Genomic DNA, 19,517 nt, shown 5'->3' on the forward strand with positions numbered 1-19,517 from the left:
CTAGTGCGTCACCGGCAGTAGAAACAGAATCGCCGTGAGCAAGTGGCACGTGCTGCCGCCGAGCACGAGCGCATGCCACGTGGCGCGGTGGAAGCGCAGCCGCTGCCAGAAATAGAAGATCGCACCCACGCCGTAACACGCGGCGCCCGCGACAAGCAGCCACAGCGCCGCCGGCGGCAGCGTCGCGATCACGCCGCCCATCGCGACCAGGATCGTCCAGCTCACAAACAGCCCGGCCACGATCGTGACGAGCCGATGCCGCGCACCGAACACCAGACTGTAGACCGCCGCCGCGCCACAGAGTCCCCAAATCGCGCCGACGAACAGCCAACCCGTTCCGCCGCGCAAATTCGAAAAAAGGAACGGCGTGTAAGTGCCGGCGATGAACACGAAGATCGCAGGCTGATCGAGGCGGCGGAACAGCTCCTTGGCCCGACCGCTCCGGAACGCCTGCCGCAATACCGCTACGGTGCTCAACCCGAGCAGCGTCAGGCCGAAGATCGTGAAGCTGACCACTTCCCAAGCACTGCCCCGCAGACTCGAGAAAACGATGAGCAGCGTCAGCGCCGCGACGCTCACCGCGAGCCCGATCCCGTGGGTCACCCAGTGCGCGATCTCCTCGCCCCGCGTGTAGACACGCGAATCGGCGCTCTCCGTCGGCACTCCGTCCGCCGCAACGTCGCGACGGCGCTGAATCGCCGTTTGCGCCCACGCGTCGAGCGCGCGGATCGGGCGGCATGGATTCGGACTGGCGAATTTCTCCGGCGTCGCCTCCTCGCCTTCCGCGTAAGCCGTCTGCGGAATCACGCACGTCCCGAACACCCAGTCCGCCACCGGCAGACCGAACCAGCCCGAAACCGACTCGTTGCAATCGGTGACCGCATGGTGGCGCAGATGAAACGCATAGACCGGCTGCCAGAACCAGCCCCACCGACGATGCGTGATCAACGGCGCCCACGTCTCGAACGGCCAGTGGTTGATCGCGTGCAACACTTCGTAGAGCACCAGCGACGACGCGATCGCCGCGTAGCCGCCGAAAAACCACGGGAACGACGGCGCGAGCCATTGCAGCAACGCGAAAAGCGGCGTGAGCAGCAGAGCGAACACGGTCAGCGAATACCACGGGAAGAAGGACGCCTCACCTTGCTCCGGCTCGATGATCGGAAACTTGTTTTCGATGAAAAGAATCCCGCGTCCGTCGCGCGCCGGCCGGCGCGTGATCCGCGTCAACGCGTGGTGCAGGGTGTGCTGGCGATAAAGACGGCTCAGGAACGGGATCGCCGGCAAGTGCAGCACGTAGCGATGGAAGAAGAACTCCATGAAACAGTTGACGAGGCTGATGAGGGCGAAGGCCGCGAAGAACTTCCACGCCGGTGCGAGCCATTGGAGGTCCCACACGCTGGGAGCCGCCAGCCACAGCAACGCGCCCAGTCCGCCCAGCGTCACCAGGACGGTGAACGCGAACAGGGGCAGCGACAGCTCTTCGTGATCGTGGTTCTGGCCGGAATCGGCCGCGGTGGATTCGGAGTCTGATTGCATGGAAATGAAATTGAGGCCGCCGACCAACGCCCACGGGGCGGTCGCGCTCGAGCGAGTCGCTTCGTCCTCAGCCGCGAGACTCCTTCTTCGCCCACGCCGAAGCCACCGCCACGAATGAACGTATCATCGGGGTCGCAAAAATCCGGCGCGTGGCGTGGAAACAAGGGCGCATCGATCGCAGCGAAGGCTCCACCAAAGGGGAAGCCCGAGAAAAAGCCAGCGCAGGATTTGCCGAGCCTCCTCGCGTCTCCGCCGACCGCGTTCTTCGCAGAGGATCGCACGGCACAGACTGCGATTCCGCCGCTGCACACGAAGGCAAGCCCACCCGGCGCGCCCATCCGCGACGCGCCTCAGGTGCCCAAAACGTGACTCGATTCACCGGCACGCACAGACGCACTACCCCGCGCCGTTCGCGCACGGTGCGTCGACGGCGACACGAGACAGCGGCGCAGCGCGCGCGACCGATCTCAATTCGGCGTCACGAGCTGTTCGGTTGGGCGGATTTGGTCTTCGCGCGCATCGTCCGGGGCGTGTCGCGCGTGGTGGCGATGGCGCACCTTTTCCTGTGCAGCCAGCCAGTGGTCGAGCTCATGGCCGTCGGGGCAGCCATCCTGTTGCCAGAGCAGATAGGCTTCGTGGCGGATCTCCTCGGTGAGGTCGCCGCGCGGCCGCTTTTCACGGTGTTCGCGGGTTTTCATGAGGCCTCCTTGGTTCGACGATAGTGTAGCACCGTTTCGCGATTCCGCCGCGTAATTTTGCGGAAAAAGACGCGCATCTTTTGGTTCTTGCGGACGGGCGGGCGGCGGGGCTTCTTGGCCCTTCCATGAGCAACGAGAACGCCTCCACCAACGAAGTCGCCGTCATCAAGACCAGCTACGGCGAAATGACCATCGCCTTCTGGCCCGACGTCGCGCCGAAGACCGTCGAGAATTTCAAGAAACTCGCCCGCGAGGGCTTCTACGACGGCACGGCGTTCCACCGCATCATCAAGGGTTTCATGATTCAGGGCGGCTGCCCGAACACGAAGGCCGGCGAGACCGGCATGCCCGGCACCGGCGGCCCCGGCTGGAAGGTGAAGGCCGAGTTCAACGCCAAGGCGCACGTTCGCGGCGTCATCTCGATGGCCCGCTCGTCGCATCCCGACAGCGCCGGCTCGCAATTCTTCATCTGCCACGGTGACGCCCGCTTCCTCGACCGCCAATACACCGCCTTCGGCCAGCTCGTGAAGGGCGATGAAGTCCTCGAGCAACTCGCCAACGTCCCGACCAAATCCGGCGGCGGCGGCGAGAAGAGCACGCCGATCGACCGCGTGGCCGTCGAGAGCGTGAAGATCGTCGCGGCCTGAGCCGCGCCGGTCGGATGCCCAGACGCAAGGCCGGCTGCACGCCGGCCTTTTTCTTTTCTCTTCGCCGTTGAGCGAAGCCGCGCGAGCTACTTGGCGAGAAGCCCCAGCAGGCGCTTGGCTTCGTTTTTGTCCCGCGCTTCGGCATTGGACTCCACGACCTCTCGCAGCAGCTGGCGGGCGGCGTCTTTTCGGCCGGCATTCGCATGCTCGACCGCACGGGACAAACGGTCGGCTGCCAGCGCCGTCCGACGATTGATCTCGAGCATCGACCGCAAGTGCGGCTCGGGGAACTTCGCGCGCACCTCATCGATGCGGGAGACGATCCGCGCATAGCTCGATTTCGCAAACAGCTCGTTCAACTCGCGCTCCATATCCTGCCAGTCCTGCGCATGCAGGAGGCGCCGCGCAAATTGCTTCAAATCGCCTGTGGCGTGAGGATCGACCAGCGCGAGTTCCAGTCGCTGCCGGCCGCGGCGCTCGTTTCCTTCCCGGATGTCGGCCACGCCGAGACCCACATCGATCGCCACATCGTCCGGCGCCAGCCGCGCTCCCTGCTCCAACAACTGCCGGTCCGCCGGCTCGTAGACCTCGAGCGCCGAGACCACGCCGGCAAGACCCTGGTAGGCCGGCACGAAACGCGGGTTCAATTCGAGCGCCTTCCGCATTGCCTTTGCCACTTCGAGCGCCAGCACCGGACTGAAATTCTCCTCCGTGACGTCGCTGGCCTGCATCTTCGCGACGGCATAACCGTAGTGCGCGTAGTAGCTGCGCGAGCCCGCGGCAATGGCTCGGGCAAAGTGCTCGGCGGCCAGCCGGTTGTTTTTCGCCATCGCGTGCGCTTCCGCGAGCGTCTGCCACGCGAGCGGGTCGCTCGGCGCCAGTTGCGTCGCTCGCTGCAAATACGGCAGCGCCGCCGCGGTCTCTCCACGTCGCGATCCGAGCAACAGCACGCCTTTGGTCCGCTCGACTTCCGCCTCACTCGCCGGCCGCACGATGAGCTTGGCATCGATATCGGCGAACGGCACGCGGAAGCGCTGCAGCGCGTAATGCCCCTCTTTCAGGTATTCGGCCAGCTTCCGGCCGAACGTCGCGTAATCCGCGCCGAACGCGTCGCGAAACGCTCCCTCCATATCCGGGCGATGCGCCACTCCATCCAGGTAGCGCGCGACTGCCTCGCGTCCAGGCGACCCGCGCCCGTAGAGCAGGTAGTGCGACATCAACCACGACCGCGCATAGAAGAGCGTCGCCCGATTGCCCTCGTTGAACTTGATGCCCTCGCGCGGAGTCGTCACCAACCGCCCGACATCGACGCCTTCTCGCAGCAGCAGTCGCAGATGATCCGGCATCAACGCTCCGAACGAACACACGTCGCCCTCGGCCCGAAACGTTGAGTAGACCTCGGCCACGCCCTCCTCGAGCCACGCCGGAAGTGCCTGGTCGGCCGAAGCGCTATACCAATGCACCGCCTCGTGAAACACGAGCTGCCGCGCGGTCCGCTCGTCGTAATCCAGCGCCAACGCGAGCGCGTGCGTGCCGCCGACGTGGACGAAAAATCCTCCGATCTCCTCCGGCTTGCCGTTCTCCAACGGTTTGAACGGCTTCAAATCCCGATCGCGCGGAAAGAGCAGCACGGTGACAGGCTGCAATTGCCGCTCCGGCACGGACACCACGGCCTGCATCGCGCGCCGGAACTGCTCCAACTCCACCGCCCAGCGCCGCGCCGTCGCTGCGGGAGCCGGAGTCAACACGGTGAAGAGCGGGCTTTGCACGGCGATCCACTTCTCCGGTTTCGCGGCCAGCATTGCCGGCATCACGGCCAGTAGAATCGCGACCACCGCGCGCACGATCGCGAACCCAAGTCCACAGTTGGCGGACCAGGGAGAAGCGGCACGGGCGGCCGCGCGGCCGCGGAAACGTCGCGCTGAATTACTCGGCGGCGTGACGAAGCGGATCGAATTCATTGCGGGGCTTCGCTCATCGGCTTGATCTTGATCGGTGGAGTGAAGGCAGGTGGCTTCGGCCGCGTCCCTGGTTTCTCACGCACGGGCTTGCGGCCCTCGATCTTGGCGCGGAGCGTCTCGGCGGCCTCGCCGCTCCAGGAGTCGGGCGCGAGATCGGGCAGCTGATCGAGCAACTGCAACGCCTCGGCGTCCTTCCCCAAGTGGTGGCGCGCACAGGCGAGCGCCACCAGTGTCCGATCCCGCGCCTTCAACTGGCCGAAGCGGCGCTGCACAGTGTTCAGGTTCGCCACGACCGGCTCCGGCGCGCTGGCCTCGATCCACGCGAGCATTTCGTAGGCGCGCGATTGCTCCGGCGTCGCCGCGATGGACCGCAGGAGGCAGCTGCGCAGCTCCTCCCCGAGTTCCGCCGGCATGCGGTAATAGGGATCGAAACGCGCGAACAGCTGTCGCGTGCGATGCTCTACGTATTCCTGCGCCACGGCGGGATTCGGTGTCTCGGCCGCCAACGCCTTCTGCCAGCGTTCCTGCATCGCCACCATGTCGCCTTTGTAGCGCGCGAGCGTGCCGAGGACTTCGCTGGCGCGGGTATCTCCTGCGCCGGCCGCTTCGAGCAACGCAAACTCCGCCCGCGGGTCCTGCCGCGTGCGCACCAGCACCTCGGCGAGACGCAGGCGCATCGTCGCCGGCGGCACGTCTTCGACCGTGTAGGTTTTCGCCTCGGGCACCGGCGGCGGCGGCGCACTGCGCGCCTGATAGCGGCCGGCGGACGCATAGGAATTCAGCTCCTTGGTCAGACGGGCGAGATCCCAGCCGAGGAGCTGCCGGCTCGCCTCTCGCAGCAACGCGGGATTGTCGTGCACCTCGGGCGAGCGAGCGACGGCGAGGAAGCGCAGGCGGTTTTCCAACGGAATGTCGACGGCGCCGAAATGGCAGAAATGCACCAACAGCCACGACTGCGCATAGAAGATGCCGGTGTGGTCGTTGCCGCGATAGAGCGCCGATTCGCGACCGGTGGCGACGAGTTGCTCGAGCGGCATGAGTTTCTCCTGCTGCAAGGCCCGCAACCGGCCGAGCGGCGGGCGACCGAACATCAGCTTCCCGCGCTCAACCGCAACGGTGGAATAGAGCTCGGCCATGCCCTCGTTGAACCAGACGGGCGGATTCTCCTCCGCCACGCGAAAGAGGTGGTGCACGAACTCATGCCGGACGACCAAAGGAGAGCTCGCTTCGTTGTCGGACGGCGTGAGCAGGATCGTGGTGCGGTCGGCTTGCGGCAGATGCAGTCCGCGCAGGCGATTCTCGCGATTCACCGTCGTGGGCAGACATGCCTGAAAATCGCTTTCGTCGGCGAAGAGAAAAACTGTCACAGGAATCGGGCGATGCTCGCGCAAGCGGGCCTGCTCGAGAAAAAACGCGCGGAGCAATTCGAGGTCGCCCAGCGTGTCGACGGCGCGCCAGCCGCTGTCATTGGTGTAGAGCTCGAAATGCGGCGAACGATGAAGCCGCCAGCGCGATTTCCCGCCCGGGAAGCCACTGTCGGCCGCCGCGGCCGGCTGCGACGATGCGATGAGGAGCGCCGCCATTCCGAACAGCACGCCGCGAAGACAGGAACGTAGATTACCCATTGAGATCGGCCCGCGGCGGCACAATGGCGTGCGCAGCAAAAGACCAGCAAACAAAAAGCCCGGCGCGGTGAAGCGCCGGGCGGGAAGCGGGACAAGGTCGGGCGCGCCGGAGCGGCGCGGCGAGCTCAGGCTTGGTCGAAGCCGACGGCCTTCGCGACTTCGTCGTAGACGATGCGACCGCCGCGGGTGTTCACGCCCTTGGCGAGGCCCTTGTGCTCGTTCAGGGCGCGCTCGACGCCCTTCTGGACGATCATCGCGACGTAGGGCTCGGTGGCCTGCGTGAGACCCAGCGTCGAGGTGCGGCCGACGAGCGCCGGCATGTTCGGCACGGCGTAGTGGTTGACGCCGAATTCCTGGTAGGTCGGCTTCTCGTGCGAGGTGTATTTGATCCCCTCGATGCAGCCGCCTTGGTCGATCGCGATGTCGACGATGACGGAGCCCGGGCGCATGTTTTTCACCATCTTCTTCATCACGACGGTGGGCGCCTTGGCCGCGGGAATGAGCACCGCGCCGACGACGAGATCGGCCGAGGCGACCTCGGCCTCGACGTTGGCGGGATTCGAAACGAGCGTGACGACTTTGCCGCGGTATTCCTGGTCGATGATCTCGAGCTTGCGCGTGTCGAGGTCGAGCACGGTCACACGGGCGCCCATGCCGGCGGCCATGCGGACGGCGTGCGCGCCGGAGTTGCCCGCGCCGACCACGACCACGTGACCGGGCATCGTGCCGGGGATGCCGCCGAGCAGCACGCCCGAGCCGCCGACCTGCGACTGGAGGAAATACGCGCCGACCTGGATCGAGAGGCGGCCGGCGATGTGCGACATCGGCTTGAGCAACGGGAATTGCCCATCGCTGCTCTCGACCGTCTCGTAGGCGATGCCGAGGATGCCCTTTTTGCAGAGCTGCTTCGCGAGTGAGGCACCGGCGGCGAGGTGCAGGTAGGTGAAGATCGTCTGGCCCTGCTGCATGAGGTCGAACTCGGCCTCGAGCGGCTCCTTCACCTTGAGAATCATGTCGGCGCTCTTCCAGACCTTGGCCGCGGAAGTCGCGAAGGTCGCGCCCGCGGCCTTGTATTCATCGTCGGTGAAACCGGCCGTCAGGCCCGCGTTCTTTTCCATGATGACCTTGGCGCCGAGCGTGGTGACGCGGCGGCAAAGGCTGGGGGTCATGGAAACACGTTTCTCACCGATCTTAATTTCTTTGGGGACACCGATAATCATGCGGACCGGGATACCGCGCGCCTCCGCCAAGACAAGAGCGCAACCGGCATCTGGGCCGGTAGTGGGGGGGCTTTCCCCCGTCCAACACCGCCTAATCCCCGAGGGAAAGCGCTTGCGGCCGAGCGACTGCGGGCGGTTAGTTCCCGCCCGCATGCCAAAGCCGATCAATCTCATCGTCGCCTGCGCGGCCAACCGCGTGATCGGTCGCCAACGCCGGCTGCCTTTCGACATTCCGGAGGACAAGGCGTGGTTCCACGAAAAGACCGCGGGCACGACGGTGGTTCTCGGGCGGATTTGCTACGAAACCTGGCCGCGCGTGCGACAGGATGGCCGCGTGCCGGTCGTGATCACGTCGGATACCGCCCTCGCCCGCCCCGGCATCCACGTCGCCTCTGATGTGACCGCGGCGCTGGCCATCGCCCAATCGCTGCCCGGCGAAATCATGGTGTGCGGCGGCCAGCGCATCTACGAGGAGACGTTGCCGATCTGCGACCGGTTGCTCCTCACGCTCGTGCACGCCGACGTGCCGGGTGACACGTTTTTCCCCGAGTGGCGCCACCTCGCGTGGCGCGAGACGTGGCGCAAGGAAAGCGCGGACGCGAACTACCGCTACACGTTCAGCGTCCTCGAACGTGCGCGTTAGTTGGCGACGTGGTTATCCGGCGCCGTGGTGTCGATGTGGAACAGGCAGTAGGCCGGGCAGAACGCGACCGCCGCGGTAATCAACGGCAGCAGGGCGACGAAGCCCCACTTGTTGCCCGTATGCACTCCCCAGATGACGATCAACCAGCCGAGCACGTAGCGAATTCCTGCATCGTAGGAGCCGACATTGTGTTTCATGGGACCTCCTTGGTTGGCCCAACTCTAGCCGACACCCGCGCGGAGGTCTGCGCATCCGTTGTCGAAAGGCCGGCCGATCCCCTCGGCGCGCGCCGGCTTCAACCGTGGCGCGGACCGCCAGAGCGCGCCGCGTGCGCCCAGGCGACCTCGATGTATTTCAGCGCCCACTTCTTGATGCTGCTGCGTTCCTCGGGCGTGAGCGCGCGCACGACTTTGGCGGGAGAACCGAGGATCATCGATCCGGGCGGCGCCTCGAATCGTTGCGTGACCAGCGCGTTGGCGCCGACGATGCATTGGTCGCCGATCTTCGCGCCGTCGAGAATGGTCGCGCCCATGCCGATCAGGCATTCGTCGCCGATTTCGCAGGCGTGGACGATGGCGCTGTGACCGACCGTGGTATGGCGGCCGATCTTCACGCCGAAATTGTCGGCAAGATGAACCATGGTGAGATCCTGGATGTTGCTCCCCTCACCCACTTCGATCGAATTGATATCACCGCGCAGAACGCAGCCATACCAGACGCTGCTGTTCGCACCGAGTGTCACGGCGCCGAGGATCGTCGCGGTCGGCGCGACGAACGCGGCCGACGAGACGGCGGGAGTTTGGCCGAGGAATTTCGCGAGGCGTTCGTGCACGTCCATGAAGCCACACTTGCGGCGCTGGCCCTCGCCGCCAAGTGCAGAGCGTCAGGGCGTCACTTGGCCGGGCGCTCGGTCCGGCCTCCACCCAGCCAGACCGCGAGTCCGAGCAGGCAGGTGAAGCCCACCGCGACGGCCGACACGAGCGCGCCGACGGCGAGGACAATTTCGATGACATAGTTCATGGCGGGGGAATGTCGGGCTTGACGCACGAACGATGCCCATAGTTTCAGTGGACACGCAAAAGTCACGGGCCCACCAGTCCCCACGCGGGGGATTCACCCAGTGTTTACAGGCCAGCGCCCTACGGCGCGGCGGGCTCAGATCACGATGCCGGCCAAGGTCGCGGAGAGATACGACGCGAGCGTGCCGCAGAGCAGCGCCTTCAGGCCGAGCTTGGCGAGATCGGCGCGGCGCTCGGGCGCGAGGGCTCCGATGCCGCCGATCTGCATGCCCACGCTGCTGAAGTTGGCGAAACCGCAGATGGCGATGCTCAGGATCAGCAGGCCCTTGTCGGTGACGATCGGCACGCTGTGGTTGGTGAGATTCTGGAAGGCGACGAATTCGTTGATCGTGAGTTTCTGACCGAGGAGGGTCGCGACGCTGTTCACGTCCTGCGACGGCACGCCCATCGCCCACGCCATCGGGTAGAACAGTTTTCCGAAGATCCAGTTGAGCGTGAGGTTGAAGTTCGGGCTGAAGATGTGGCCGATCGAGGTGAGGATCCAGTCGAGGCATGCGATGACGGCGATGAAGCCGATGAGCATCGCGATGACGTTCATGGCGATCTTGAAGCCGTCGCCGGCACCGTGGGAGATCGCGTCGATGACGTTGGAATACTCGCTCTTCACCTCGAGCTTCACCGTGCCCATGGTCTGGCTTTCCTGCGTTTCGGGGAAAACGATCTTGGAGATCACGAGCGCGCCGGGCGCGGCCATGAGCGACGCGGTGATGAGCTTCGGAGCGAGGTCCATGCCCGCGGCCGCGCCCATGTTGGCGTAGACGACAAGGATGCCGCCCGCGATGCAGGCGAGCGAACCGGCCATCGAAGCAAGCAGCTCGCTGTTAGTCATGCCGGCGAGATACGGCCGGATCATCACCTGCGCCTCGACCTGGCCGACGAACGCGCTGGCGACGTTGCTCAGCGACTCCGCGCCGGAGACGCGCATGATGAAATTCATCGCGCGCGCGATGACCGCCACGACGCGCTGCATGATGCCAAAGTGGTAGAGAATCGCCACGAGCGCACACACGAGGACGATCGTGGCGGTGACGTTGAACGCGAAGACGAAGCCGCCGGCGAAGTAGTTGCCGATCTTGCCGCCCTGGTCGACGGCGATGCCGCCGTAGACGAATGCCGCGCCCTGCCGCGAAAATTCCTCGAGCTTTCCGATACCATGCCCCAGCAGCTGGAAAAAGCGGCCGACCGGGCCGACTTTGAACACGAGCAACGCGATCACGACTTGGAGCGCAATGCCGCTGGCGACGAGCCGGTAATTGATCCGGCGACGATTATTCGAGAAGAGGAACGCGATACCGAGGATCAACGCGATTCCGCACAGGCCTTGAAGACGGTCCATGAACGAGCGACGCTGCGGGAAACGCGCGGGAGTTCAACACCGGAGACGCCGGGAGGGTCTGGCGCGTGCGTGGGCCCGGACCCGCGCACAAAAAAGGGCGCGGCGAACCGCGCCCGAATACGGAGGACTCAGCGCAACGCCACCGGCGGACCGAGCACTTCGCGCAACACGAAGGCTCGGCGCAAGGCGCCGGTGTGGCGCAGGTCGTCGAGCAACGCACCGCGCGCCGCGACTTTGTCGGCCGTCTGCGTGTCAGCGGTCTGTTGCTCGAACTCCGTGCGGCGCACGGCGGCGGCCTTCATCAGCTCGAGCTCGCGCATCTTCTCCACCAACGCGGCCTGCTGCTCAAGGATCTCGGCGTGGCGTTGCTGTTCGAGCCGCGGCGTGGCGGCGCGAGTGGGCTCCGGCGCGCGCTCGACAACGACTTCGCGCACCAGCGGCGGCGGATTGCCGTAGGGATTTTCGGCCGCGTCGGGGACAGGCGGCGGAGCCGAATGCTGCTCATAGCCGCCCTGACCCATCGCGCGCCGGCGTTCCTCGATCTTGCGCTGGATATCCTCGCGAATGCGGCGCGTGCGCTCGGACAGCTCGGGATCCGCAAACGGCTTGTCCGCGGAGTCCGCCGGCGCGGTCGGCTCCTCGTCCTTCTGACCGCGGATCGCCTTGATGACCTGCGCGATCACGCCCGCGATAATCACGAGCGTCCACGAGTGCTTTACGACCCAGTCGAGGATTTCGTCCATGGGAGCGAACGGCGCGGCGGCTTACTTCTTGCCTTCGGGATGAGCGATGGACCCGCGCATGGCGGTGTCGGCCTGCACGTTTTCCATCTTGTAGTAATCCATGACGCCGAGCTTGCCGGCGCGGAATGCCTCGGACATCGCAAGCGGCACCTGGGCCTGCGCCTCAACGACCTTGGCCTGCATTTCCTGCACGCGGGCCTTCATTTCCTGTTCGAGCGCGACGGCGGCGGCGCGGCGGATTTCCGCCTGGGCCTGCGCCATGTTCTTGTTCGCCTCGGCCTGCGCTTCCTGGAGCTTGGCGCCGACGTTCTCGCCGACGTCCACGTCCGCGATGTCGATCGAGAGAATTTCGAATGCCGAGCCGACGTCGAGGCCGCGCGCGAGCACGGTCTTGGAAATGCTGTCCGGCGACTCGAGGACGGTCTTGTAGCTCTCGGCCGAGCCGATGGTCGTGACAATGCCTTCGCCGACGCGGGCAATGATCGTCTCTTCCTTCGCGCCGCCGACGAAGCGGTCGAGGTGCGTGCGCACGGTGACGCGCGCCTTCACCTTCACTTGGATGCCATCCTTCGCCACGCCGTCGATCGTCGTGCGGCCCTGGTCGGGATTCGGGCAGTCGATGACCTTCGGATCGACGGAAGTGCGCACGGCCTCGATGACGCTCTTGCCCGAGCCCTTCGTGGCGAGGTCGATGGCGCAGGCGCGATCCCAATCGAGCGCGATGCCCGCCTTCTCGGCGGCGACGAGCGCCTGCACGGTCGGGACGACGTTGCCGCCCGCGAGGTAGTGCGCGGCGATCTTGTCGGTCGAGACTTCGATGCCGGCCTTCACTGCGGTGATGCGCGCCTCGACGACGAGGCTGTAAGGCACGCCGCCGAGACGCATGCCGAGAAGATTCAGCACGCTGACCGGTGCGCCGTTCAGGCGGGCTTTCAGCCAGACGCCGATGAACGAAATGAAGACGCCCACGACAATGAGGACGACGACGATGATGGGGATGAGGAATATGAGGGGAATCGAGCTCATGGGTTAAATTCAGGATTGGGTGACGATGATGCGGAAATTGTCGACGCCGACGACGCGCAGCGCCGCGCCTTTCGCGACGTGGCCCGAACGGCTGAACGCCTCGTAGCGGCGCCCGTCGATTTCGACATAGCCGCTCGGCGCGAGCGTGGTGAGCGCGAGCGCATCGCGGCCGACGACGGCTTCGGCCACGGCCGGCGGCGGCTGACTGGTGGCGCTGACGGTGGATTGCACCACCATGCGTTTGCCGAATGCGGTTTTCGGCAGCACGACGAGCTCGAGATAGAGCATCGCGCCGACCAGAGCCAGCGCACCGAAGCTCGCCATCAAGCCGCCGTTGAAGCCAAATTCGCGAAACGACAGCAGGCTGCCCGCCGCGAGCGCCAGGCCGCCGATGATGCCCGCCACCGCACCCGGCAGGAAAATTTCCGCCGTGAGCAAAAGCGCGCCGACGACAAACAACAGGATGATCGCGTTCATGCTTTGTCCTCCTCCACCACGAGGGCGAAATCGTCCCGCGCCCGCACCACGACGCGTGTGCCAGGCGCGATGCTGCCGAGCGCCGCGCGCGCTTCGTAACGTCGCCCGCCGACTTCGATTTGCCCGCCCGGACGCAAGGCCGTCGCGGCAACGCCGCTGGCCCCGATCAAGTCCGAGACGCGTGCGCCGCCGGTCGACGATTGCGCGACCGAGCCCGCAACAGAGTTCACCGTCAGGCGATCCCAAATCCAGCCCTGCGGGAGGAACCGCAGCAGCGCGACGCCGAAGGCCACGGAGAGCAACACGCCGAGACCAACATTCGACAGCGGACGCGCAAACGCCTCGCCCGAAAACTGAATCGGCTCGTTCGGCCACAAATCCGCCATCGACCACACCAGCGCCACGAGCATCAACACGAGACCCGTCACCGCCGGCAGCGCCACACCCGGGAAAAACAGCACTTCCGCGAGGACGAGCAACAGACCGAGCGTGAACAGCAACACCGGCTCGTGCCCCGAAAAGCCCGCCACATAGTGGCCGAAGAAAACCACGAGCAGCAGGAGAATGCCCACGCCGGCGAACAGGCCGTGCGACGGCATCTTGAATTCCAGGAACAAGGCCAGCAGTCCCAAGCCGGTCAGGATCGGCGCGAACGCGGTCAGGTATTGCGCGAGCGATTCCGACCACGTCACGCGAAACTCGCGCACCTCGAAGTTCCCCGCGCCGAATTTCTTCGTGAGCAACGCCGAGATGTCGTTCGCTATTCCAGCACCGAGCAGCGGTTGCGCCGGTTCGCCGTAGGTCTTCATCGCCTCGCTCGCGGTCAACGTGAGCAGCTCGCCTTTCGGTTTCAGGACCGCGTCGCCGACCTTCAGCTCGAAATCCTCGTCGATCATGGCGGAGACGACTTGGCCGCGCAGGCCTTTGCCTTCGGAAATGGAACGCACCTCAGCGCGCAGAAAGCTGACGACCTTCTGCCGCATCGTCTTGTCGATGTCTTTGCCCGAGGAGTCGACCGGCGCGGCGGCACCGATCTTCCCGCGCGGCGCAAACCAGATTTCCTCCGTCGTCGCGGCGATGAACGCACCGGCGGAGAGCGCCTGATCGTCGACAAACGTCGCGGTCTTGCCCGGAAATTTGCCGAGCGCCTCCATGATCTCGAGGGTCGAATCGAGCGCACCGCCCGGCGTCTTCATGTCGAGCACGACCAAGTCGGCCTTCTGCTCGACCGCTTCCTTGAGACCGCGGCGGATGATGTAGAGCGTGGGCTTGGCGATCTCGTCCCGCACGGGAATGACAAAGGCGACGCGCTTGGCCGGCGCGACCGTCGGCGACGAGGCGGCATCGGCGACGGGATCCGCCGCGAACGACACTCCCACCGCCATGAGGAAAAGAGAGGCAAGACGCCCGAGGTTCACAGCCCGACACGATACCGGAGCGCACAGCCGCTGCAAGCGTCCTCAACTTACAATGCGGCGAAGCGTTTCAAATTTTTCGCATCCGACACGCGCGCGCCGCGATTTGGGTTGGTGTGTCGCGGCATTTTTCTTTCAAACCAAGCCCAACATGGAACGCATCCCGTATCTGGGGCACACGATTTATCGCTGGCAGGTCGGGCCGTCGACCTTCCTCGCCCTGCCGGAAAAGGGCGCGCGCCTGATGCACTGGAACGTCACGCTCGGGGACGGCAGCGTCCGCGACCTCATCCACTGGCCGGAATTGGACCAACTCGACGACATCGCGAAGGTGCGCGGCGGTAATCCGATTCTCTTCCCCTTCAACGGCCGCACCTACGATCGCAGCGAAATCGGTTTCTGGCGCGCCGACGACGGCGTGCGCCGGCCGATGCCGATGCACGGCTTCGCGCGCCAAGGCGAGTTTCGCGTGAAGCGCCTCGACGAACGCGGCTTCTCCGCCGTGTTCGTGCCGGGCGCCGAGGCGAAGGAAGGCTACCCGTTCGACTACGAGTTCGTCGTCAGCTACCGCTTCGAGGCGAACGCCGTCTACGTCGAACTCGAGCTCACCAACCTCGGCCAGGCACCCATCCCGTGGTCGGCCGGACACCATTTCTATTTCAACCTGCCCTGGTCCGAGGGCCTGACGCGCAAGGACTACGTGCTCGAAGTCCCCGCCGCGCGGACGGTGCGCCGCAACGAATCCGGCCAACTCGTCGACGGCCCGCGCCTGCAACCGCGCGAGACCTTGGACAATCCGGCGCTCATCGACACCGTCCACACCGCGTTGCGAGGCCACCAGTTCCAAGTCACCGAACGCACGACCGGGGCGCGGCTGCGCTTCCGCACCGGCTTTTCCAACACGACCGCCAAGGATGCCGCCGTCGTCACCTGGGCCGCCGACGACAAGGTCCCCTATTACTGTGTCGAACCGTGGATGGGACCGCCGAACGCGCCGGAAACCAAGATCGGCCTACACCATGTCGGGCCCGGCCAGACACAGAAATTCCTCGTCGACATCACGCACGGCTGAACGGCGTTTTTTCTGTTACCTTTTTCGCCGACACGCGTCTATTTCCCGACCATGAATTTCCCTTTCGCGTTCATCGAAGGCATCGGCGGCCCCGAGCTGATGCTGATCCTTTTCATCATTCTGCTCCTTTTTGGCGCCAACAAACTCCCGGAACTCGCCAAAGGCCTCGGCAAATCCGTGAAGGAATTCAAGAAAGCCGCCGCCGACGTCGAATATCAGTTCAAGGAGGCGATGGAGGAAAAGTCGGAGCAATCCGCCGAAGCGAAGCGCTTCGCCCCCAAGCCAGTCACTCCCCTCGCCCCGCCGCAGAACGTCGCGCCCGCCACCCCGCCGGCGAGCACCGCCCCGGGTGCCGCGCAACCGCCGCCGGATCAGCCCAAGGCCTGAGCCACGGCGGCGACGCCCCGCTCAATCGAAAATCGGCCCGCGGCGAAACCGCCACAGGCTGATCGCCACGAGCACGGCCGACATGCCGAGCAGCACGCCGAGCGTCGGCAACAGCTCGGCGAACGTGCAACCGTTCCAGAGCACAAGAGCGAAGCCTTCCATCGACCAGTAGACGACGGTCAATTTGCTGAGTTTCTGGATGAATTCCGGCATGAACGATGTCGGAAACCACGCGCCGCCGATCGAACTCATCGTGAGGATCAACAGCGTCGCGAGACCCGACGCCGCCGCCTGCGTGCGCGTGATCGACGCCAGCAACATGCCAAACGCCGTGCACGCCATCGCGGCGACGAGGCAGATTACGACGAGATTCCCGAAGTTCGACAGCACATCGATGCCGAACATCAGACGTCCCGCGAAGAAGAGCGTCACGAGTTGCACGAGTCCGAGCGCGATGCCGAAGAGATACTTGCTCCACAACAGGTGCGACCGGCGCACCGGAGCCGAGAGCAGCCGGAGGAAAATGCCGGCCTTCTTCTCCTCGAAGAGCGACGTCGCCATGCCGCTGAGCGAGAAGAGCAGGAACATCATCGCCCAGCCGCCGACCACGCGCGTCGCTGCGGCGTTCGTCACCTGCGCGCCGGCGAGCTGCTCCTTCTCGATCTTGATCACGCGCTCCATGAAATCGCCGAGGCCGCTCGTGCTTGCGTCGCTGCTGCCGTCGGCCCTCGCGGACACAGGCTTCGCACGCGGAATTTCGCCGCGCGCCATCGTCTCACGCACCTTGGCTTCATCGAGGCTGAACGCGCGACTCACGCTGCCCGCGATTTCGCCGTAGAACTTGTCGGTGTCCTTCGCGCCGATGAACTCCACCGCCTGCTTGCGCAGCGATTGCATGAGCAACTGCGGCGCGGCGGTATAAACGGTTTTCTGGAGCAGGCCGGTCACGGTCTGCGTCTCGATCTCGTTGCGCGGATTGGTGAGGAACTTCATGCGCAACCCGAAACGCGCGTCGCTCGTCGCGTCGGCCGGGAATACGAGCGCGAACCGAAAGCGGTCGCTCTTGAAACCCGCGCGCACCACATCCTCGGTCAGCGCCCGCGCCCGCCCTTGTGCGTCGGTCTCCGTCTCCACGACGCGGAACGCCTTTTCGCGTTTCAGCGCGTCGACGAGCGTCGCGATCTCCGGCGCGCTGCTCTGATTGACGATCGCGAGCGGGATGCCGACCGGACCGGTATCCTTGCGATTCACGCCGAACACCTGGCCGAAGATGTAGATCAGCACGATCGGCACGAGAAACGTGAGCCCGACGGCGACGCGGTCTTTCTTGAAGTTGAGGTAATCCTTGCGGAGGAGCGTGAGGACGAGGTGCATGGCGGGGTTATTCGCGCAGGGTTTTGCCGGTCAGATGGAGAAAGAGATCCTCGAGCGTCGGACGCTTCAGCGTGAACGCGCGATCGGGCAGCCCGGCCGCTTGCGTCGCGGCGAAGAAGTCCGCCAGCCGCACGCCCGCGCCGAGGAGCACTTCGCAGCGCTCGTCGTGTTCGCGCAGCGTCCCGAAGCGCGCCAGCACCGCGACAGCGGCGGGCGGCGTGCCGTTGCGCGAGAAACTCACGACTTCCGCCGCCGGCAACCGCGCGAGCAATTCCTCCAGCGTGCCGAGCGCGAGAATCTTGCCGTGGTCGATGATGCCGATGCGCGAGCAGAGGCGCGTCGCTTCCTCCATGTAGTGCGTCGAGTAGATCACGGTCAGCCCCTCGCGATTCAGCCGCTGGAGCAGATCGAAGATCGCGTTGCGCGACTGAGGATCGACCCCGACGGTCGGCTCGTCGCAGAGCAGCAGCGTCGGCTCGTGCAGCAGACTCGCCGCGAGATTCAACCGCCGCTGCATGCCGCCGGAGAAGGTCTTCACCGCGTGCTTGCGGCGATCCGCGAGCTGCACCGCGGCCAGGCATTCGTCGATGCGCGCGGCGAGCGCCTTGCCGGCGAGGCCGTAAAGGCGGCCGAAGATGCCGAGGTTCTCCTCCGCGGTGAGCTCCTCGTAGAGCGCGACCGATTGCGGCACGAAGCCGGTCGCCCGCACGAGCTCGGCCGGCCGGCCTGCAAGATTCACGCCGCCGAGCCGCAGCGTCCCGGCGCTCGGCGCGCGCAATCCCGCGATGAGCGACATGAGCGTGCTCTTGCCCGCGCCGTTGGGTCCGAGCAGACCGAAAAATTCGCCGCGCTCGATCGTGAGCGAGACGTCGTCGAGTGCCGTGAGCGCGCCGTAGCGCTGGGTGAGATGATCGAATTGCAGCATGGCGGGTGAAGCGGGACAGGAGCGAATTCAGCCGGCATCGCCGTCGCCCGCGACGCCCTTTCGGCGTCCGAAAGTCATGGTCAGGCATGACCCGCCCGAAATCGTCCCACGCGTGGGAATCGCCGATACCGCGCGCGTGACGCGAACCCTGGTCTTTGCGAGTTCCCACTTTGGCCCGAAAAAATTCATTCCGCGCAGCCACGGCCACTTACGCAACGCGCCGCAACTTGGCACCGCGCTTGCGTGTAGTGGTGGCATCAACCGATACGAACCATGAAGAAGATCACTTTCATCCTCTCCCTCGTGAGCGTCACCGTCACCGCCGCCTCCGCCGCCGTGCAGAACCAGAACGAAAACGTCATCAATCTCCCGGCCTACACCGTCACCGCCCCGCGCTACACGGAAGCCGAGAAGACCATCGCGCAAAGCCTCGAGTCCTTCCGCAACCAGGCCAAGCCCGCGTTCGCCGTCCGCACCGCGCTACCCTCCCTCAACCTGGTCGCGCAACGCGTCGCGCAGGACGAGCGCTCGGTCGCCATCGCGACGAAGACGCCGACGCAAGTCCGCTCCTGATTTCCCATTTTAGTTGTGTGTGTGTCCAACCCGCCCCACGGGGGGCGGGTTTTCTTTTGCACCAGTCGCGCCGCTCACGTTATGTGCACCCGTGACTGAAGAAGCGGAAGCCCCCGATCCCGTCCGCGTTCCGATTACCGGCGAACTGGATCTGCACACGTTTCGACCCACCGAGATCGCGCCGTTGCTCGACGACTATTTCGCCGAGTGCGTGCGCGCCGGCATTTTCACCGTGCGGGTCGTGCACGGCAAAGGCACCGGCACCCTGCGCGAAACCGTCCACGCCCTTCTGCGCCGCTCGTCGCGCGTCGCCGGCTTCCGCCTCGGGGACGAGCACAGCGGCGGTTGGGGCGCCACGCTCGTCACGCTGCGACGCGACGCTTGACCCACCGTCCGCTCAAGATTCCAGCGGACGCGGCCCCGGGCGCTTCGCCTTCGGCAGCGGCCCCCAGAGCCGCAGCATCAGCTCCGCGAGATTCAGCATGCTCACCCGCTGCCCGCCGCCGGGGCTGAGCGACCGCAGCGCCGGCACCTGCGCCGTCCGCTCGCGAAAATAATCCCAGAGCTCGCGTTCGAGTCCGCGCGCGACGTCGCCGGGCAAGGCGAACCGCTTCGCCGCCTCGACGGTTTTCATCTGCCAATGTCGCAACTCCTCCGGCTGGCGTTGCCAGTAATCGAAGAGCGATTGTTCGGAGCGATTCAGACTCATGGGGCAGAGGTTTTTACACGTTTGGCGGAGCGAAGGCGGCGTTGCATTTGAACATTCTATCTGTCTGA

General features: G+C 65.4%; 21 protein-coding genes. 6 read left to right on the forward strand and 15 right to left on the reverse strand.

What is annotated here, in order from left to right; translation table 11 throughout:
* Positions 1-1,539 carry a hemolysin III family protein gene (locus KF715_15190; protein MBX3738037.1) on the reverse strand — a complete coding sequence of 513 codons (1,539 nt, stop codon included), beginning with the start codon at positions 1,537-1,539 and terminating at the stop codon, positions 1-3.
* A gap of 467 nt (positions 1,540-2,006) precedes the next feature.
* Entirely contained in the window at positions 2,007-2,237 is a 231-nt protein-coding gene (locus KF715_15195) for a DUF2934 domain-containing protein (GenBank protein ID MBX3738038.1), read from the reverse strand.
* A gap of 125 nt (positions 2,238-2,362) precedes the next feature.
* Between KF715_15195 and KF715_15200 the strand changes: the two genes are divergently transcribed.
* Positions 2,363-2,884 (forward strand): peptidylprolyl isomerase, encoded by a 522-nt coding sequence (locus KF715_15200; GenBank protein MBX3738039.1) that lies wholly within the window; start codon positions 2,363-2,365, stop codon positions 2,882-2,884.
* Between the two features lie 86 nt (positions 2,885-2,970).
* Here KF715_15200 and KF715_15205 read toward each other — a convergent pair whose 3' ends face one another.
* From KF715_15205 to ald, 3 genes are all read right to left on the reverse strand, one after another.
* Positions 2,971-4,845, reverse strand: a complete 1,875-nt coding sequence (locus KF715_15205; GenBank protein ID MBX3738040.1) for a hypothetical protein — start codon at positions 4,843-4,845, stop codon at positions 2,971-2,973.
* Entirely contained in the window at positions 4,842-6,440 is a 1,599-nt protein-coding gene (locus KF715_15210) for a hypothetical protein (protein ID MBX3738041.1), read from the reverse strand. Before KF715_15210 ends, KF715_15205 begins: the two co-directional genes overlap by 4 nt.
* Positions 6,441-6,595: 155 nt before the next feature.
* The gene (gene ald / locus KF715_15215; protein MBX3738042.1) at positions 6,596-7,690 is read right to left on the reverse strand and encodes an alanine dehydrogenase; all 1,095 of its coding nucleotides are present in this window, start codon (positions 7,688-7,690) and stop codon (positions 6,596-6,598) included.
* 151 nt (positions 7,691-7,841) lie between these two features.
* Between ald and KF715_15220 the strand changes: the two genes are divergently transcribed.
* Positions 7,842-8,333, forward strand: a complete 492-nt coding sequence (locus tag KF715_15220) for a dihydrofolate reductase (GenBank protein MBX3738043.1) — start codon at positions 7,842-7,844, stop codon at positions 8,331-8,333.
* On the opposite strand, the gene KF715_15225 is transcribed toward KF715_15220, so the two are convergent.
* The 7 genes from KF715_15225 to KF715_15255 form a co-directional block, all read right to left on the reverse strand.
* A complete protein-coding gene (locus tag KF715_15225; protein MBX3738044.1) occupies positions 8,330-8,530 on the reverse strand; it encodes a DUF2892 domain-containing protein in 201 nt (66 codons plus the stop codon). The two genes, KF715_15220 and KF715_15225, sit on opposite strands and share 4 nt — an antisense overlap.
* A 98-nt stretch (positions 8,531-8,628) precedes the next feature.
* Positions 8,629-9,171: a gamma carbonic anhydrase family protein gene (locus tag KF715_15230; GenBank protein ID MBX3738045.1), complete on the reverse strand. Its 543-nt coding sequence runs from the start codon at positions 9,169-9,171 to the stop codon at positions 8,629-8,631.
* A 317-nt stretch (positions 9,172-9,488) separates the two neighbouring features.
* The gene (locus KF715_15235; GenBank protein ID MBX3738046.1) at positions 9,489-10,748 is read right to left on the reverse strand and encodes a hypothetical protein; all 1,260 of its coding nucleotides are present in this window, start codon (positions 10,746-10,748) and stop codon (positions 9,489-9,491) included.
* Positions 10,749-10,876: 128 nt separating this feature from the next.
* On the reverse strand, positions 10,877-11,491 hold the full coding sequence (locus tag KF715_15240) for a hypothetical protein (GenBank protein ID MBX3738047.1): 615 nt from the start codon (positions 11,489-11,491) through the stop codon (positions 10,877-10,879).
* A 21-nt stretch (positions 11,492-11,512) separates the two neighbouring features.
* The gene (gene floA, locus KF715_15245; GenBank protein MBX3738048.1) at positions 11,513-12,517 is read right to left on the reverse strand and encodes a flotillin-like protein FloA; all 1,005 of its coding nucleotides are present in this window, start codon (positions 12,515-12,517) and stop codon (positions 11,513-11,515) included.
* Between the two features lie 9 nt (positions 12,518-12,526).
* Positions 12,527-12,994, reverse strand: a complete 468-nt coding sequence (locus KF715_15250) for a serine protease (GenBank protein MBX3738049.1) — start codon at positions 12,992-12,994, stop codon at positions 12,527-12,529.
* On the reverse strand, positions 12,991-14,379 hold the full coding sequence (locus KF715_15255; GenBank protein MBX3738050.1) for an ATP-dependent Clp protease proteolytic subunit: 1,389 nt from the start codon (positions 14,377-14,379) through the stop codon (positions 12,991-12,993). Before KF715_15255 ends, KF715_15250 begins: the two co-directional genes overlap by 4 nt.
* 181 nt (positions 14,380-14,560) lie before the next feature.
* Here KF715_15255 and KF715_15260 point away from each other — a divergent pair, with 181 nt between their 5' ends.
* Positions 14,561-15,481 (forward strand): aldose epimerase, encoded by a 921-nt coding sequence (locus KF715_15260; GenBank protein MBX3738051.1) that lies wholly within the window; start codon positions 14,561-14,563, stop codon positions 15,479-15,481.
* A gap of 51 nt (positions 15,482-15,532) precedes the next feature.
* Positions 15,533-15,868: a twin-arginine translocase TatA/TatE family subunit gene (gene tatA, locus KF715_15265; protein MBX3738052.1), complete on the forward strand. Its 336-nt coding sequence runs from the start codon at positions 15,533-15,535 to the stop codon at positions 15,866-15,868.
* A gap of 21 nt (positions 15,869-15,889) precedes the next feature.
* On the opposite strand, the gene KF715_15270 is transcribed toward tatA, so the two are convergent.
* Entirely contained in the window at positions 15,890-17,242 is a 1,353-nt protein-coding gene (locus KF715_15270) for an ABC transporter permease (protein ID MBX3738053.1), read from the reverse strand.
* Positions 17,243-17,249: 7 nt separating this feature from the next.
* Positions 17,250-18,167 carry an ABC transporter ATP-binding protein gene (locus KF715_15275; protein ID MBX3738054.1) on the reverse strand — a complete coding sequence of 306 codons (918 nt, stop codon included), beginning with the start codon at positions 18,165-18,167 and terminating at the stop codon, positions 17,250-17,252.
* A gap of 273 nt (positions 18,168-18,440) precedes the next feature.
* Here KF715_15275 and KF715_15280 point away from each other — a divergent pair, with 273 nt between their 5' ends.
* Together KF715_15280 and KF715_15285 are read left to right on the forward strand one after the other, a co-directional pair.
* Positions 18,441-18,740: a hypothetical protein gene (locus KF715_15280; GenBank protein MBX3738055.1), complete on the forward strand. Its 300-nt coding sequence runs from the start codon at positions 18,441-18,443 to the stop codon at positions 18,738-18,740.
* A 91-nt stretch (positions 18,741-18,831) separates the two neighbouring features.
* Complete coding sequence (locus KF715_15285; protein MBX3738056.1) at positions 18,832-19,125, forward strand: Smr/MutS family protein; 294 nt, start codon at positions 18,832-18,834, stop codon at positions 19,123-19,125.
* A gap of 12 nt (positions 19,126-19,137) precedes the next feature.
* Here the strand turns inward: KF715_15285 and KF715_15290 are convergent, their stop codons facing one another.
* The gene (locus KF715_15290; protein MBX3738057.1) at positions 19,138-19,449 is read right to left on the reverse strand and encodes a hypothetical protein; all 312 of its coding nucleotides are present in this window, start codon (positions 19,447-19,449) and stop codon (positions 19,138-19,140) included.
* Positions 19,450-19,517: the final 68 nt, after the last annotated feature.

Origin of the sequence: Candidatus Didemnitutus sp., assembly GCA_019634575.1 — a bacterium.
GTDB lineage: Bacteria > Verrucomicrobiota > Verrucomicrobiia > Opitutales > Opitutaceae > Didemnitutus.

Bases quoted from the DNA above. Each gene is read 5' to 3' on its own strand.
- KF715_15290 (MBX3738057.1), bottom strand. From the start codon at position 19,449: ATGAGTCTGAATCGCTCCGAACAATCGCTCTTCGATTACTGGCAACGC.
- KF715_15240 (MBX3738047.1), bottom strand. From the start codon at position 11,491: ATGGACGAAATCCTCGACTGGGTCGTAAAGCACTCGTGGACGCTCGTG.
- KF715_15260 (MBX3738051.1), top strand. From the start codon at position 14,561: ATGGAACGCATCCCGTATCTGGGGCACACGATTTATCGCTGGCAGGTC.
- KF715_15255 (MBX3738050.1), bottom strand. From the start codon at position 14,379: ATGGCGGTGGGAGTGTCGTTCGCGGCGGATCCCGTCGCCGATGCCGCC.
- KF715_15230 (MBX3738045.1), bottom strand. From the start codon at position 9,171: ATGGACGTGCACGAACGCCTCGCGAAATTCCTCGGCCAAACTCCCGCC.
- KF715_15280 (MBX3738055.1), top strand. From the start codon at position 18,441: ATGAAGAAGATCACTTTCATCCTCTCCCTCGTGAGCGTCACCGTCACC.
- KF715_15195 (MBX3738038.1), bottom strand. From the start codon at position 2,237: ATGAAAACCCGCGAACACCGTGAAAAGCGGCCGCGCGGCGACCTCACC.
- KF715_15200 (MBX3738039.1), top strand. From the start codon at position 2,363: ATGAGCAACGAGAACGCCTCCACCAACGAAGTCGCCGTCATCAAGACC.
- KF715_15270 (MBX3738053.1), bottom strand. From the start codon at position 17,242: ATGCACCTCGTCCTCACGCTCCTCCGCAAGGATTACCTCAACTTCAAG.
- KF715_15275 (MBX3738054.1), bottom strand. From the start codon at position 18,167: ATGCTGCAATTCGATCATCTCACCCAGCGCTACGGCGCGCTCACGGCA.
- KF715_15250 (MBX3738049.1), bottom strand. From the start codon at position 12,994: ATGAACGCGATCATCCTGTTGTTTGTCGTCGGCGCGCTTTTGCTCACG.
- KF715_15190 (MBX3738037.1), bottom strand. From the start codon at position 1,539: ATGCAATCAGACTCCGAATCCACCGCGGCCGATTCCGGCCAGAACCAC.
- floA (MBX3738048.1), bottom strand. From the start codon at position 12,517: ATGAGCTCGATTCCCCTCATATTCCTCATCCCCATCATCGTCGTCGTC.
- KF715_15205 (MBX3738040.1), bottom strand. From the start codon at position 4,845: ATGAATTCGATCCGCTTCGTCACGCCGCCGAGTAATTCAGCGCGACGT.
- KF715_15235 (MBX3738046.1), bottom strand. From the start codon at position 10,748: ATGGACCGTCTTCAAGGCCTGTGCGGAATCGCGTTGATCCTCGGTATC.
- ald (MBX3738042.1), bottom strand. From the start codon at position 7,690: ATGATTATCGGTGTCCCCAAAGAAATTAAGATCGGTGAGAAACGTGTT.
- KF715_15220 (MBX3738043.1), top strand. From the start codon at position 7,842: ATGCCAAAGCCGATCAATCTCATCGTCGCCTGCGCGGCCAACCGCGTG.
- KF715_15225 (MBX3738044.1), bottom strand. From the start codon at position 8,530: ATGAAACACAATGTCGGCTCCTACGATGCAGGAATTCGCTACGTGCTC.
- tatA (MBX3738052.1), top strand. From the start codon at position 15,533: ATGAATTTCCCTTTCGCGTTCATCGAAGGCATCGGCGGCCCCGAGCTG.